The following is a 14,863-nucleotide window of genomic DNA, read 5'->3' as shown; positions in this document are numbered from 1 at the left end:
TTTTATTCCCTATCGCAAATTATTGTATATGCACAATAAGTACAGTTTGATTTATCTTCACATTTAGAAAAAGAGATTTCATTTTTTGAAATCTCTTTTAACTCTTTAAATTTTTCACTCAATAACTCAAGTTTTTTATCAAGTGCTATTTCATTAATAAGCACACAATTATTTAAATCATAATAATAAGTTTCAATTTTATCTGTTTCATAAAGTTCATTCATTGCAAGATAATAAAATTCCAATTGAAAATCATCGGTTTTTTCATACTTCTTTAATGTATCCACACTTAATGAACTAGATGTTTTATAATCTATAACTTCAAAAATATCATTGTATAAATCAACTCTATCAATAACGCCTTTAATTTTTATTCCTTCAAATTCACATTCAAAGGGTTTTTCTAATGATAATATTTTTCTATTTTCTAATCTTTGTTTTTCATATAAATAAAAGTCATATAACTTCTTTTTCCAAATTTCTAAATCTAAAATTAAAAAAGGATTTGTACTTTTGTATTTATTAAATAACTCTTCAATTTTTTCAAAATTATGTTCTGTAAAGTCTTTATAATAATCTTCCAAAATCGAATGAATAATTTGTCCTAATTCATAAGCTTTTGGTTTTAGAGAAATTGTATGTTCTTTAATTTTTAAAACATTTTGTAAATAAAACTTTCTTTTACATTGTAAATATGCTCGTAAAGATGTAGCAGACCAAGTAATAGAAGCTAAATCAATTTTATCTATGATTTCATCATCAAAATGATTTATCTTATGATTATCGTAAAGTATATGCTTGTAAATATTATCATTTGTATCTGTTTTTATATATGTATTAAATAGTTCATTTGCAAATCTTGAGATTTGATTTGTATCTGAATTTACATAAGATATAAATACATTTTTTGATGAGCCAATCAATCTTTTGTAATAATATTTTTGTAAACTTTCCCTATCAAATTGCGTTGGAAGATGAGAAAGCTGTTTTAATTTAGTTGATAAGAACTTATCTTTTATAGAAATTTTAGGAATAAAGGACTCATTAAAATCACAAATAATTATAGTCTCAAAAGAAACAGCTCTAGTTTCAAGAAGTCCTAGAACTGTAACTTTTCCTGAGTTTATATCATCCAAAGTTAAAGCATTTAACCTTTGTAAAAATATTTTATATACATCTTTTAATAAAATATTATGATTAGATGAAAATAAAATAATATTTAGTTTATAAAGTAATTCATCATATTTCTCAAGTAACTCACTATTTTTTTCAAAAGATTTAAGAAAATCTGTTATGATTAAAAAACTCTCTTTTGTAGCTTTCTTATTCCAAATAGTTTTTATATTTTTATCGATGAATATTTTATCTATTTTAAAAAACTTCAAAAACTCAAGATGTTTAGGTTCATCTTCATTTAAATATGAATATATTGAATATGCAACTTGATATAAATTTGTATTTTTAATACTTTTACCCATTGCGTAGTTAAAATAGCCCTCATCATCAAATAATTGCATACTAACAGCAAAACTCTCATCAGGTAATACCAAAGCAATATTAGATGGATTTACGCCGTTTTCTACAGATTTTGCTATTATGCTTTTAATATAAGCAATTTGATTAAGTCTTGATGAAAAACCTTTTAATTCAATAAAAGATAGATTATTTAAGATTTTTTCTTCATCTTCAATTATTTGTTTTGATAAATTAATTTTATATTTATAATCAATTTTAATATCTAAATTAAGATTTTTGAAAACTTCAAGAGATTTTTGATTATAAATATTTGAATAAAAACTTATATTTAGATTTATAACTTTTGATATTTTTTCAATAATATCAAACTCAACTTTTGTAAAATAACCTTCAAAATATAACTCTACATTTTCAAACTTTTTCAAGAAATTCTCATTAATTTTATAGTGATTTGACATATTGATTCTATCAACAAAAGAATTTTTCTCTAATATTTCTATATAGTTATTTTTTATTGTTTGTAAAATTTGCAAATGTTCAAAATAAAAATCATAAGTATCTACATTTTGAATATTAGAGATTTCTATTTTTTCACTCGCAAGTTCTAAAAAAAATCTATATATATAATCACTTTGTTTTAAAAATTTTGTAAAATTATTTGAAATTCCAAGTTTTTGGATATTCGTATCTTTAATAGCTTCATTTAAAAAAAGAACTCTTTGTTCTTCTTCACAATATTTCATATTGTCAAAAACTATAGATTTTTTAAAAAACTCATCGATTGTTAGTATAAAAGGCAAAAGAGTATTGCTACTCTTTTGTGAAGTAATAAAATCTCTAATTGCCCTTGAAGTAGGAAAAATTAGAAGTTTTTTTTTAAATAGCATTTGTTTTAATATAGATATAACCTACAGTTCCATCAACAGTAAAACTACCAGTAATAATCCAATTATTAGATTCTTTTAGCTCAAATTCTGAACTGTAAATTTTGTCATTATTTTGGAATTTATCATTATTAATTATTAAATCTGAATCTGAAGTTATAGTTTTAGTTACAACCAACTCAATATTAATATCTTTTTTTTCATTTGTATTTTTATCAGTTACAACAACTTTTAAATTATTTTTTCCAACTTTTAGAACATCTTTATGTTGTGAATATTTTTCTAAAACTCTTTGCGAATATTTTATATCTGATGTTGTTAAATCAAATTTATTCTCATTTACATCTAATTCCAAATTATATTTTGATAAAAAAACACTATTAGAAGTCATCATATCATTATAATCTTTATCAACATCTTGATATTTTTTCATAAAACTATGATCTTCAATCACAGGTAAACTCACTGCACTTTTTACTGTCCAAACAATCATTGAAAAGACAAAAGTAAAAATTCCAATAAAAAATATTGGCCAATAATTTCTTTTCATAAATCTACTTTCTATTTTTTAATACGGCGTAAGTATAAGCTAATAATCCTAAAAGAACTATTGTATACATTAAAACTCTCCAGATAGTACTAGAAACTTTTCCAGCATTTCCAATACTACTTTCTAATTTAATATTTTTAGACTCAGCAATAGTGTCTGCAATTGCAGCATAACCATTTAAAGCAGCAGCACTTACTTTTGCGAATAAAGTATTTTTATCATTTGAAGCTAATAAAGGAACAACATACCCATTTAAAATATCATTTTTATCTAATACTTCTTTTAATTCATCACTGAATAATAAATTTACATGAGTTTCTTCAACCGATATACTTAAAAGTACATATGGTTTTTCAAGCGAAGCAATTATTTGATTTTCATGATTTCTGATAAAATTAATTTTTTCTTTTGTTTTTATATTTTCGTCTAATCCTAAAGTAGATTTTGCATAAATATATATATTAACACCTAATTTAGATTTAGTTTCAGCACCGATTTGATCAATTTTTTCTTTTGCTCTTATATCTATTAATTTATCATCATTTAAAATAAACTCTTGAGCACTTAAGTTCTGGCATAAAAAAAATAGAAGTGAAAAAATCACTCCTATTTTCATGAAATTTATGTTTTTCATTTATCCAACAAACACTTTTGTTGAGTCAAAGAAAGCATAATATGCTGTCATAACAGCTGCTACAACAAGTAAAATACCAATAATTCTTTCCATATCTTACCCCTTATTTTCCAGTACCAACAAGTTGATACTGTTTATGATTTTCTGAACTATTCATTTTTAATCCATTTAAATCTTGATTGATTTTATAAAAATTACTAGCTTCACTTTGTTGTACTTTTATTCCACTAAATGTTAGTACACCAAGAATAGTTAACAACAACACAGTTGCAATTAACATTCCAGTTATACCACTTAGTTTAAAAATACCTCTTTCGTTATCATTCATTTGTGTATTTCCAGCCATCTTACTCTCCTATACTTCTTAAGTATGCAGCTAATGCTTTTTCTTGAGTTTCATTTAGTCTACCGTCAAAACTTGGCATTGTACCAATAGCACTTTTTTTACCATTTTTAAGAACAGCAGCTACAACTGCATCATCATAAGCTCTGATATTTGGAGCAACAAACTCCATACCTTTACCATCTTCACCATGACAAGAAGAACAAGCGGCAAATGAAGAAGGTTGTTCACCTTTAAATCCACCAGCAACATAATCAGCAACTGCATTAATATCAGCATCTTCTGTTAACATCATTGGAGGCATTCCATCTGGATATACCGATTTAAAGTTGTTTGAACCATTTTTAATAACATGAACAACTTGTTCTTTAGAAATTCTTTTTGTTAAGTTTTGAGCTTTTCCATCAATTCCCTCAGCATCAACACCATGACAAGGTGCACATTGAACTAAGAATGTAGATTGACCCATTGCTTTTAAAGTTTCTTCTGATGGATTTTCCCATTTCTTCTCAAATTTTGCGTTGTATTCTAAAGTTTCTTCATTCCATTGACCGATTTGTGAAAATCCATTAATAGGATAACCAACTGTAAAATACCAAAACATCCATATAATCGTACCAATAAATGCTAAAGCCCAACCAGTTGGAACAGCATTTCTAAATTCACCAATACCATCCCATTTTTCTTCAGCTAAATCACCACTCGCAGTATCATTTCTCATTTGATTAACATATTTTAATGCAACGAATACAGTAATTGTAATAATAGCTACTGCACCTAACATTGTTAAGCTGTTAATATAATCATCGCCTATAAAAGCATCACCTGCTGCAAAGTAAGTTCCTGCTAATAAAGCGAGTACAAGAATTATTCCACCTATAATCATAGACTTCATCTTATTTCTCCTTATTATCTATATCTTTATCTTTTTTTCTTTCTTCAAGAGGAACAGAAACACTTGAATCATCATGAACAAGGTTTGAATACTTTTCATAATCTCGCTCACCTGATTTATCCCTTTTATATATAGAATAAGCATAAGAGTAAAATATAATAAATATTACTAGAATCATAAAGAATCTACTATATCCTTGAAATGTTAAAAGTGTTTCGTAATCCATAATAACCTCTATTTTAAAGAATTTAAATATGCAATTAATGCAACTATTTCAGGAATTTGTCCATTTGCAACAGCAGCTTTTATAGCTTCATTTTTCATTCCATCAGCAATTGCTTTTGCATCTTCTTTTGCTTTTGCAATAGCTGTCTCATAATCACCAAGTACAACATCAACTTTTCCATCACCATCTAAATCTTGATCATATGGTGTTGCGAATACTGTTTTAACAGTGTAAGCTTCAGCATAAGCAGTATCTAAATCAGCTTTGTTTTTAAATTGGTGTTTGTATTCTGGCATAATACTTCCAGGAACAACCGCAGAAGGTTCCCACATATGGTTTTCATGCCAATCAGTAGTTCTATAATTTCCAACTCTCATTAAATCTGGACCTGTTCTTTTTGATCCCCATAAAAATGGTCTATCATAAGCATACTCTCCAGATAAAGAATACATTCCATATCTATCAGTTTCTGCTTTAAATGGTCTAACTAATTGAGAGTGACAAGCATTACAAGAGTCTTTAATATACACTTGTCTACCAGCTAATTCTAAAACACTGTATGGTTTTGTACCAACAGTTGGTCTACTTTGTTTTGCAAAATCTGGAATAACCTCAATAATACCTGCAAATGCAACAAATATAAATACTAGTACCGCAAAGAAAAACGGTCTTTGTTCAAACCAATGAAACATAATTTCTCCTTTCTTACGCAGCTACTGGTGTAGCATTTACTGGTTCTTTATCAAGTACTCTTCCACATCTAATAGTTTTATAAATATTATATGAGAACATAAAGAATCCAATTAGGTATAATAACCCACCAACAGCTCTGATTGTATAGTATGGATGTAATACAGTAACTGTATCAATAAATGAGTAAACTAATGAACCATATTCGTCATAAGCTCTCCACATCATACCTTGTGTAATTCCAGCAATCCACATAGAAGTAAAGTATAAAACGATACCTGTAGTTTGTAACCAGAATTGTGTATCCATTAATGATTTAGAGTAAATTTCTCTTTTATACATTCTTGGAACCATATGGAAAAGTGCTGCCATAATCATAAATACAACCCATCCTAAAACACCATCATGTACATGTCCTGGAATCCAGTCAGTAAAGTGTGCAATAGCATTTACAGATTTTATAGCTTGAATTGGTCCTTCAATAGTTGATAACATATAGAAAGTTGAAGCTAATACCATAAATTTAATTAGTGTATTTGTTTGTAATTGTTGCCACTCACCCTTCATTGTTAAAAGCATATTAATAGCTGATCCCCATGATGGTAAAATTAAAACAACTGACATTACAGAACCCATAGTTTGCATCCAGTCAGGAACAGTTGAATATAATAAGTGGTGTCCACCAGCCCATAAATAAACAAATAATAATCCCCAGAATGCTAAGATAGAAAGTTTATAAGAATAAACATTTTGTCCTGATTCTTTTGGTAAAAAATAATAAATTAACGCAATAATTGGAGTTGTGAAAACGAATGCAACAGCATTGTGTCCATACCACCATTGTACTAGTGCATCATTTGTACCTGCATACATAGAAACAGAGTGAAGCCATGAACCATAACCAGAAACCATAGCTGTAGGAACTTCCATATTATTAAATAAATATAACATTGCAACTGCGATAAATGTAGCAATAAAATACCATAAAGAAATATATAAAGTTCTTTCTCTTCTAATTCCAATTAATCCAAAAATAGAAACACCCCATAAAACCCACCATAAAACAACTAAAATGTCTAATGGCCACTCTAATTCAGCATATTCTTTTGAAGTTGTATAACCCATAAAAAGTGTAACAACAGCTAAAAGAATTGTAATGAAATAAAGAACAAAATGTAATTTTGCGATAGCCATTAAAAAAGGTGACTCTTTTAATGAAACTTTTAATACCCTTTGTCCGATATAATACCATCCAGCAAAAATACCACTTAGAGCAAAACCAAAAGCAACACCATTAGTGTGTAAAGGTCTTAATCTACTAAATGTACCATACTCTCCAGCTAAATTATTTAACTGTGGAAACGCCAATTGAAACGCAAGTATAACACCAATAGTCATACCTATGATACCAAACAGAATTGTTGCAAATGTAAAGGCCTTTGCAACTGAGTAATCGTACTCAATTTGTGCACCGTTTTGCATCAATCTCCTCCTACTAATTTTATATACAAGTCACAAAAATGTCACTCATTGCGATAATCATATCCAAGAAAAACTTAAACTAAACAAAAGAATTAACGAATAATTAACAAATAAAACATTATTTTTATTATAATTTAAACTTATAAAATAAGATACTATTTATCTTATTTTATACCTTTTAATATCTGCTGAGTCTCTCTTTGCATTGTTTTTTCTTTCATATCTTCTCTTTTATCATGTAGCTTTTTACCTTGAGCAGTTGCTACTTCAACCTTTATCATATTTTTATCATTAAAATATAACTTAGTTGCAACTAATGTTATTCCATCTTTTGTCACTTTTGAATATAACTTCGCAATTTGTTTTGAATGTAAAAGAAGTTTTCTATCTTTTTTTTCATCTGGTCTATAAGTTGTATGAGTTGTACTTAAATGTGAAATATGCATATTTAAAATAAATACTTCACCTTTTATAATTCGAACAAATGAATCTTTTAAATTAATTCTTCCTTCTCTTATTGCTTTTACTTCACTTCCCTCAAGCATAATTCCAGCTTCCAATGTTTCCATAATAGTAAAATCATGAAATGCTTTTCTATTTTTAAAAACTAAGTTTTTTTTTGTATCTTTTTTATTTGACATTGTTTACCTTAAAAAATGAACTTCCACTTCCACTAAAAAACCAATCTTTTTTTGTATATTCTTTTAATTCTGGATATACGCTAATAGCAGGTTCATATAAATCATTTGCTTCTTTTATATTTAGATTATACAAAATTTCTACTGATTTCATTTTTAACAATTTTTCAGCTTCATTTTTTGAAATTTGTTTATAAAAATTTTCTCTAAAGACTTTAAAAATTTCACCCGTATTACATTTTATATTTGGAGTTATTGTATCAATATTTAATATCTCTTCATCAAATCTTTCTACTATTTCACCAATACCTGTAACATTTGCACTATCATATTCATAAACAAAAAAAGGAACATCCGCACCAATTTTTACTGCAATTTTACATAACTCATCTTTTGATAAATTCAAATTACAATATTTATTTGTCATAATTAAAAATGTTGCTGCATTTGAGCTTCCACCACCAAGCCCTGCAAATTCTGGAATATTTTTTTCGATTTCTACACTATGGCTTTTAAAAAATTCTTCAACACCTGCAAATTCTTTTAATAAATTGTATGCTTTATATACAGTATTTGATTCCATATTACAAGAAAAATCACCTATAATATCAAATGCTTTCCTGCTAGATTTAACAAAAGAGATAGTATCGTATAAACTATGTACCCTAACAAACCTAGATACAAGTTCATGATATGAATCTCTTTTATCTGAAATTTTTAGAAAAACATTTACTTTTGCATATGATTTTTTATTCATTTCATTCATACTCTTAAAACCTTATTTAATAAATATTTAACATTTCCCTCTTCTATTTCAATAATACTAAAAAATTTATCTGTAATAATTAAATATTTTCCATCTTCTATATTTTCTAAATAATCAATTGAAATCTTTTTACCTGTATCTAACCATTCTATTGTTCCAAAATATTTATTTATAGGTAAATCAATATAATCCAAAGGATTTAACTCTTTTTCATTTTCATAAAAAAAAGCTCCTTCATTTATTCTTTCTAAATATGACAAAGTTCCAATTGTTCCTAATTTTTGCAATAAAATTTGAGCAAAAGAACGAATATATGAACCCTCACTAACTGTTGTTTCAAAAGTAATAAAAGGGTGATTATATGAAATAAATTTTGCATCATAAATATTCATTTTACATTTATTAAGTTCTACTTCGCAACCTTGTCTTGCTAAATCATAAGCTCTTTTACCATCTATTTTTTTTGCTGAAAACTTTGGTGGAACATATTCTATTTCACCAATCAAAGAATTTAACTCAGATTTGATATTTTCTATATTTATTTTTTTAACTAAATCTATACTTATTATATTTTCAATATCAAAAGATTCAGATTGAGTTCCCAACCAAATAACTGCTTTATATGTTTTTGGAGTTTTACTTAAATATTTAAAAAGTTTAGAATATTGTCCAAAAGCAACTATCAAACATCCTTTGGCAAATGGGTCAAGAGTTCCACTGAAACCAGCTTTTTTATTTTTATATTTTTTTTTAATTCTTGTTAAATAAAAATTAGAACTCATAAACAAAGGTTTATTTACTACTATTAATTTATTCATTAATTCTTTATCATAAAATCTTTTTTGCAAGTTAATTCCAATTATGCTTTTTGAACAAATGATGACAAAATATCTCTATGTGTTCCGCCAAAATTTATTGTTAATTTATAATCTTTCCCAGCATTTGTAGCTTTGATAACTCTTCCCATTCCAAATATTTTATGTTGTACTAAATCACCTTTTTTAAAGCCTGATTGTTTTTCAATTGTTAAACTTCCTTTTATAAGTCCGCTTTCACTTAAAAATCTACTTTTAACAAGCGTTGCTCTTTTACCTTTATAAAATCTCGAATGAACAAATGATAAAGTTAAATTATCCATAGCTCTTGTAATTGCCACATAACCTAATCTTCTTTCTTCTTCTAAATCACTTCCATCACCAACAATTGGGAAAAATCCCTCTTCAAAACCAATAATAAAAAGTTTTTTAAATTCTAAACCTTTTGAAGCATGAATACTCATCATAGAAACAGCTTCTCCATTATATTCATCTTTTTCACTCTCAAGGGCAATTTCATTTAAAAAATCTTTTAAATCTAAGTGAGGATTTTGAATAAAATAATCTCTAATATATCCGTAAAACTCATCAATATTTGCTTGTCTTTCAAATCCATCTGGAAGATTATCATATGAAGCTCTATAATCAAAAGTTTCTTCAAAACTGTCAAAAAACTTCATTTTAGATTCTTCTAACAACTCTTTTAAGTCTAAAATAGAAGCCTCAAATACTTTTAGTGTTCTTGCATTCTTTTTTCCAACTATTGAAGTTATCTCATCAGAATCTAAATGTTGAATTAAATCAAAAATTGATTTTCCACTTTCTATTGATTTTGCCTCAAGTTTATCAATAGTTGTTTTTCCAATTCCTCTTTTTGGTTTATTTATTATTCTTTTAATCGAAAAATTATCATTTGCATTTGTAAGAATTCTAAAATATGCAATTAAATCTTTAATTTCAGTTCTTTCGTAGAATTTCATTCCACCAACTAATTTATAGTTTAATCCAGCTTTATTAAATCCCTCTTCAAGTGATCTTGATAAGGCATTTACTCTAAATAAAATCGCAATATTTTTAGGGCTTGTTCCATTATCAATTAGTTGTTTTATATCTTCAATTATTTTTCTTGTTTCTTCATTTTCATCTTGTGATTCATAAATTCTAATTGAATCGCCTTTTTGTCTTGTACCTATTAATTTTTTACCAAGTCTATCTCGATTGTGTTCAATTAACTGATTTGCATGATTTAATATTGTGTCTGTTGATCTATAATTTTCTTCTAGTTTAACAACTAAAGTATTTTCAAAATGTTCTGAAAAATTCAAAATATTTTTAATAGTTGCTCCACGCCATCCATAAATAGATTGATCATCATCTCCAACAACACAAAGATTACTATGACTTGAGCATAAAAGTCTTAAAAGTCTATATTGTAATTCATTTGTATCTTGGTACTCATCAACCATAATATATTGATATTTTTGACTAATTTCATTTGCTAATTTTTCATTTTTACTTAATATTCTATATGGAAGGAGTAATAAATCATCAAAATCTACAAGATTATTTTTTTCCAAATATGCTTCATATTTTTCATAAATTTCTGCAATTTGTTGATAAAGTTTTAATTGAGCTGTACTTTTTGCTTCACTTGGAGTTAATAGTGAATTTTTATATCTTGAAATTTCAGCAACCAATAAAGATGTCGTTATTTCTTTATCAATTGACTTAATTATTCTTTTTTTATCATCTGTATCTATTATTATGAAATTGTTTTTTCTATTTAATTCACTCATATGAAATTTTAAAAACAAGAGTCCAAATTTATGAAATGTGCATAATAAAGGAGGAGTATTTATCATTGATGGATCAATCATTCTAAAAGCTCTTTCTCTCATTTCACTTGCTGCTTTATTTGTAAAAGTAAGAGTTAAAATTGACCTTGGATCTATACCAATTGATATTAAAAATGCAAGTCGTGTAGTTATGGTTTTTGTCTTACCAGAACCTGCACCTGCAAGTATAAGCATCGGTCCATCTATATGTTGCGCAGCAGTTTGTTGTGATTCGTTCAACGATGATAATAAATTTTCAGACATTTTTTCTCCAATAATAGATTATTATATCATAGATAAGATAAATTCATTATTCCTCTTAATTAATTTATATATAAATAAATGTTATTATAATTATAATTTATTTTATGGAGGTTATGATGCTTACTGATTTTGCAAAATTAGAAACTTTTTTGACAGTTGTTAGAGAAAAATCTTTTTCAAAAGCTTCAGCAAAACTTGGTATTTCGCAACCAGCTGTTACACAACAGATGAAATTTATTGAAGATTATTTAGATGTACAAGTAGTTGATCGAAAAAAAAATGGTATTAGACTTACCAAAGAAGGTCAAATGCTCCATGCTATTGCTTTAAAAATAGAAAAATGTGTGGCAAATGGTGAAAAAGAGTTATTAAAAATAATGAATAAAAATGTTACTTTTGTTTTTGGAGCATCTTTTATAATAGGAAATTATATTTTACCTAGATTTTTAAATAATCTAAAAGAAAATATTCACAATGATGTTTCAATTAATGTATCAGTTTCACATGAAGCAATTAAAGATTTATTAGATAAAAAAATTGATATTGCATTAGTTGAAAATTATGTTTCAAATGATGATATTGTTTATAGAGAATGGATGGAAGATGAAATTGTAATTTTTTCTAATCAAAAATTACCAGCAAAGGCAAAAGCTGAAGATTTATTATCATATAAATGGGTATGCAGAAATCCAGAATCTCATACTAGATTAATATTTAAAGAAAATCTTGAAAAAGCAAATTTTCCTGATTGTGACACATTTAATGTTACAAGCGAAGTTACCTCAGCTACAACAATTGTTCAAACTGTTTTACACTCAGATAAAAATTTAACTCCAACTGTTTCTATTGTTTCAAGAAATGCGATTGAATCACTTTTAAAATCAGGTGCTTTATTTGAATCAAGAATTAACAATCAAAGAATGATAAGAAAACTATATATTGCATATAGAAAAGATAGAAAACATGATGCATTTATTGAGAATGTAGTTGATTATCTACTTAAAATGAAATAATACTAGGATTTTTCCTAGTATTATTTCTAATAATTAAATCCCTCTTTTTCCAAAGCCAATCTAATATTTTTCATTTGTTTATGTTTATCTCTACACCAATCAGGAGATAATAATGAACTATCATCAATTCCTGCTGTTATTCTTTGAATAGAGATATTTTCAGGTAAGTTTTTTATTGATTTTACAACCGTATCAATATACAATTCTTCGCTAATTGGTGTAAATCTACCTTTTTTAAACTCATTTGTTAAAAGAGTATTTTTTACAACATATAAAGGATGAAACTTTATAGAATCAACTTTAAGCTCAACCGTTTGTCTAAATGTTTCAAGCATCATTTCTTGGGTTTCATTTGGTAAACCATAGATTAGATGCCCACAAACATTTAAGCCTTTTTCTTTACTTCTTTGTATCCAATATTTCATATTTGAAACTGTATCACCACGATTTATATTTACTAATGTTTCATCATAAAAAGATTGAATTCCAAACTCAATCCATATCTCTTTATCTTTTGATAAATCTACTAAATAATCTAATATTTCATCAGTTACACAATCTGTTCTTGTACCAATACTAAGCCCAATTACATTCTCAAAACTAAGAGCTTTTTCATATAAAGCTTTTAATGTATCAAATGGTGCATAAGTATTTGTAAAAGATTGAAAATATACTATAAACTTTTTAGTTCCAAATTTATTTTGTAATCTTTGTTTTGTTGCATTAAATTGCATTTCTAATTGTTTTAATTGGTTATCTAAATAAGGATTTTCATTGATTCTTGGATTTAATTTAAACTTAGATTTTTTTTCTTGTAAATTTGGAGAAAAGGAGTCATTTTCACAAAATGAACATCCTCCACGAGCAACCGTACCATCAATATTTGGGCAAGTAAACCCAGATATTGAAATAGGAACTTTATAAACTTTTTCACCAAACTTATTTTTTAAATATCTTCCGATAGTTAATACATTTTTTAATTCATTCATTCTACTCTTTTACGAAATAGTCCCCATTAAAACTTTCAAGGGCATAATTTCTATCATTTCCTATTGCATTTACTAAATCTTCAACTGATAAATATTCTAAACTATCAGCTTCAATATATTTACAAACTTCCTCTTTACTCATATTATTTGAAATTAATTCTTCTTTATGAGGTGTATCTATTCCATAATAACATGGATATTTGATTTCAGGACTAGCAACTCTAAAATGTACTTCTTTAGCTCCTGCATCTTTTAATATTTTTACAATTCTTTTTGATGTAGTTCCTCTTACAATTGAATCATCAATTACAAGTAAAGATTTACCCTCTATCATTGATCTCATTGGACTTAATTTCATTTTTACTTTTAAGTCTCTCATTTCTTGAGTTGGTTCAATAAATGTTCTTCCAATATAGTGATTTCTAATAATTCCATATTTAAATGGTATTCCACTTTGGGCTGCATATCCTAAAGCGGCAGGAACTCCTGAATCTGGAACTGGTACAACCATATCATATTTTATACCATTATTTTTATCATTTAAAGCTAAAGCTTTACCCATATCTTCTCTTGTTCTATATACATTTTTCCCATCAATTACAGAATCAGGTCTTGCAAAATATACATATTCAAAAGCACATGGTCTATATTCAGGTTCAAATAATTTAATTGATTCAGGTTCATCATAATCTTCACTAAAGATTAACATTTCACCTGGATTTACATCTCTAATAAACTCAGCATCCACTAAATCAAAAGCACAAGTTTCACTAGCAACTATATAACCACCACTTCTTAATTTACCTAAAGACAAAGGTCTAATCCCATATCTATCTCTTATAACAAATTGTTTAGCTCTACTTTGAACAATAAAACAATATGCACCAATAGTTCTTGTTAATGCTTCTTTAATTCTATCTCTTAATCTATCTTTTGTATTTTTTGCAATTAGATGAATTAAATTTTCAGTATCCATTCCTGTCTGGAAAATAGCACCTTTGTCAATTAAATCTTGTCTTACTTCATCTTTATTAATAAGATTACCATTGTGAACAATTGAAATTTCTCCAAGTTTATATTTCGCATAAACAGGTTGAGCATCTAAAATTGAATCTCCACCAGCTGTTGAATATCTATTATGACCTATTGCCATATTACCTTTTAAATACTTTAATGCCTCATCTGTAAATACTTCTGAAACTAAACCTCTATCTTTTTTTGTATAGATTTTTCCATTACAAGATGATGAGATACCAGTAGCTTCTTGTCCTCTGTGTTGCATTGCAAACAAAGCGACTGAGGCTAGTCTTGCAGCATTATCATTACCATAAATTCCAACTATTGCGCACATATTTAATTTTCC

Annotated in this window: 15 protein-coding genes; 1 reads left to right on the top strand and 14 read right to left on the bottom strand. The window is 26.8% G+C overall.

Going from position 1 to position 14,863, the window contains the following annotated elements; all coding sequences use genetic code 11:
• Positions 1–2: 2 nt before the first annotated feature.
• From B0174_RS05590 to B0174_RS05535, 12 genes are all read right to left on the bottom strand, one after another.
• Positions 3–2,276: a PD-(D/E)XK nuclease family protein gene (locus tag B0174_RS05590; protein ID WP_228156420.1), complete on the bottom strand. Its 2,274-nt coding sequence runs from the start codon at positions 2,274–2,276 to the stop codon at positions 3–5.
• Positions 2,277–2,352: 76 nt separating this feature from the next.
• Entirely contained in the window at positions 2,353–2,910 is a 558-nt protein-coding gene (locus B0174_RS05585; RefSeq protein ID WP_108558676.1) for a hypothetical protein, read from the bottom strand.
• Positions 2,911–2,914: 4 nt separating this feature from the next.
• On the bottom strand, positions 2,915–3,544 hold the full coding sequence (locus B0174_RS05580; protein WP_108558675.1) for a hypothetical protein: 630 nt from the start codon (positions 3,542–3,544) through the stop codon (positions 2,915–2,917).
• A 103-nt stretch (positions 3,545–3,647) separates the two neighbouring features.
• A complete protein-coding gene (locus B0174_RS05575; protein ID WP_108558674.1) occupies positions 3,648–3,890 on the bottom strand; it encodes a DUF4006 family protein in 243 nt (80 codons plus the stop codon).
• 1 nt (position 3,891) lies between these two features.
• Complete coding sequence (locus tag B0174_RS05570; protein ID WP_108558673.1) at positions 3,892–4,782, bottom strand: c-type cytochrome; 891 nt, start codon at positions 4,780–4,782, stop codon at positions 3,892–3,894.
• Position 4,783: 1 nt separating this feature from the next.
• Positions 4,784–5,008 (bottom strand): CcoQ/FixQ family Cbb3-type cytochrome c oxidase assembly chaperone, encoded by a 225-nt coding sequence (locus tag B0174_RS05565; RefSeq protein ID WP_108558672.1) that lies wholly within the window; start codon positions 5,006–5,008, stop codon positions 4,784–4,786.
• Between the two features lie 8 nt (positions 5,009–5,016).
• Entirely contained in the window at positions 5,017–5,700 is a 684-nt protein-coding gene (ccoO, locus tag B0174_RS05560) for a cytochrome-c oxidase, cbb3-type subunit II (protein WP_108558671.1), read from the bottom strand.
• Positions 5,701–5,713: 13 nt separating this feature from the next.
• Positions 5,714–7,180, bottom strand: coding sequence for a cytochrome-c oxidase, cbb3-type subunit I (gene ccoN, locus B0174_RS05555; RefSeq protein ID WP_108558670.1), 1,467 nt, complete (start codon positions 7,178–7,180; stop codon positions 5,714–5,716).
• Between the two features lie 164 nt (positions 7,181–7,344).
• A complete protein-coding gene (gene smpB, locus B0174_RS05550) occupies positions 7,345–7,821 on the bottom strand; it encodes an SsrA-binding protein SmpB (RefSeq protein ID WP_108558669.1) in 477 nt (158 codons plus the stop codon).
• Positions 7,811–8,575: a 4-(cytidine 5'-diphospho)-2-C-methyl-D-erythritol kinase gene (locus B0174_RS05545; protein ID WP_108558750.1), complete on the bottom strand. Its 765-nt coding sequence runs from the start codon at positions 8,573–8,575 to the stop codon at positions 7,811–7,813. Before B0174_RS05545 ends, smpB begins: the two co-directional genes overlap by 11 nt.
• A 5-nt stretch (positions 8,576–8,580) precedes the next feature.
• Positions 8,581–9,402 carry a tRNA pseudouridine(55) synthase TruB gene (gene truB / locus B0174_RS05540; protein WP_228156423.1) on the bottom strand — a complete coding sequence of 274 codons (822 nt, stop codon included), beginning with the start codon at positions 9,400–9,402 and terminating at the stop codon, positions 8,581–8,583.
• Positions 9,403–9,443: 41 nt separating this feature from the next.
• On the bottom strand, positions 9,444–11,498 hold the full coding sequence (locus B0174_RS05535) for an ATP-dependent helicase (protein WP_108558667.1): 2,055 nt from the start codon (positions 11,496–11,498) through the stop codon (positions 9,444–9,446).
• A 116-nt stretch (positions 11,499–11,614) separates the two neighbouring features.
• Here B0174_RS05535 and B0174_RS05530 point away from each other — a divergent pair, with 116 nt between their 5' ends.
• Positions 11,615–12,511 carry a LysR family transcriptional regulator gene (locus B0174_RS05530; protein ID WP_108558666.1) on the top strand — a complete coding sequence of 299 codons (897 nt, stop codon included), beginning with the start codon at positions 11,615–11,617 and terminating at the stop codon, positions 12,509–12,511.
• A gap of 26 nt (positions 12,512–12,537) precedes the next feature.
• On the opposite strand, the gene B0174_RS05525 is transcribed toward B0174_RS05530, so the two are convergent.
• Complete coding sequence (locus B0174_RS05525; RefSeq protein WP_108558665.1) at positions 12,538–13,500, bottom strand: TIGR01212 family radical SAM protein; 963 nt, start codon at positions 13,498–13,500, stop codon at positions 12,538–12,540.
• Position 13,501: 1 nt separating this feature from the next.
• Entirely contained in the window at positions 13,502–14,851 is a 1,350-nt protein-coding gene (gene purF, locus B0174_RS05520; RefSeq protein ID WP_108558664.1) for an amidophosphoribosyltransferase, read from the bottom strand.
• Positions 14,852–14,863: the final 12 nt, after the last annotated feature.

Source organism: Arcobacter caeni (genome assembly GCF_003063245.1).
GTDB classification, from domain to species: domain Bacteria; phylum Campylobacterota; class Campylobacteria; order Campylobacterales; family Arcobacteraceae; genus Aliarcobacter; species Aliarcobacter caeni.
Note: the sequence above shows the minus strand (reverse complement) of the source record. Positions and strands in the feature narration are given on the sequence as shown.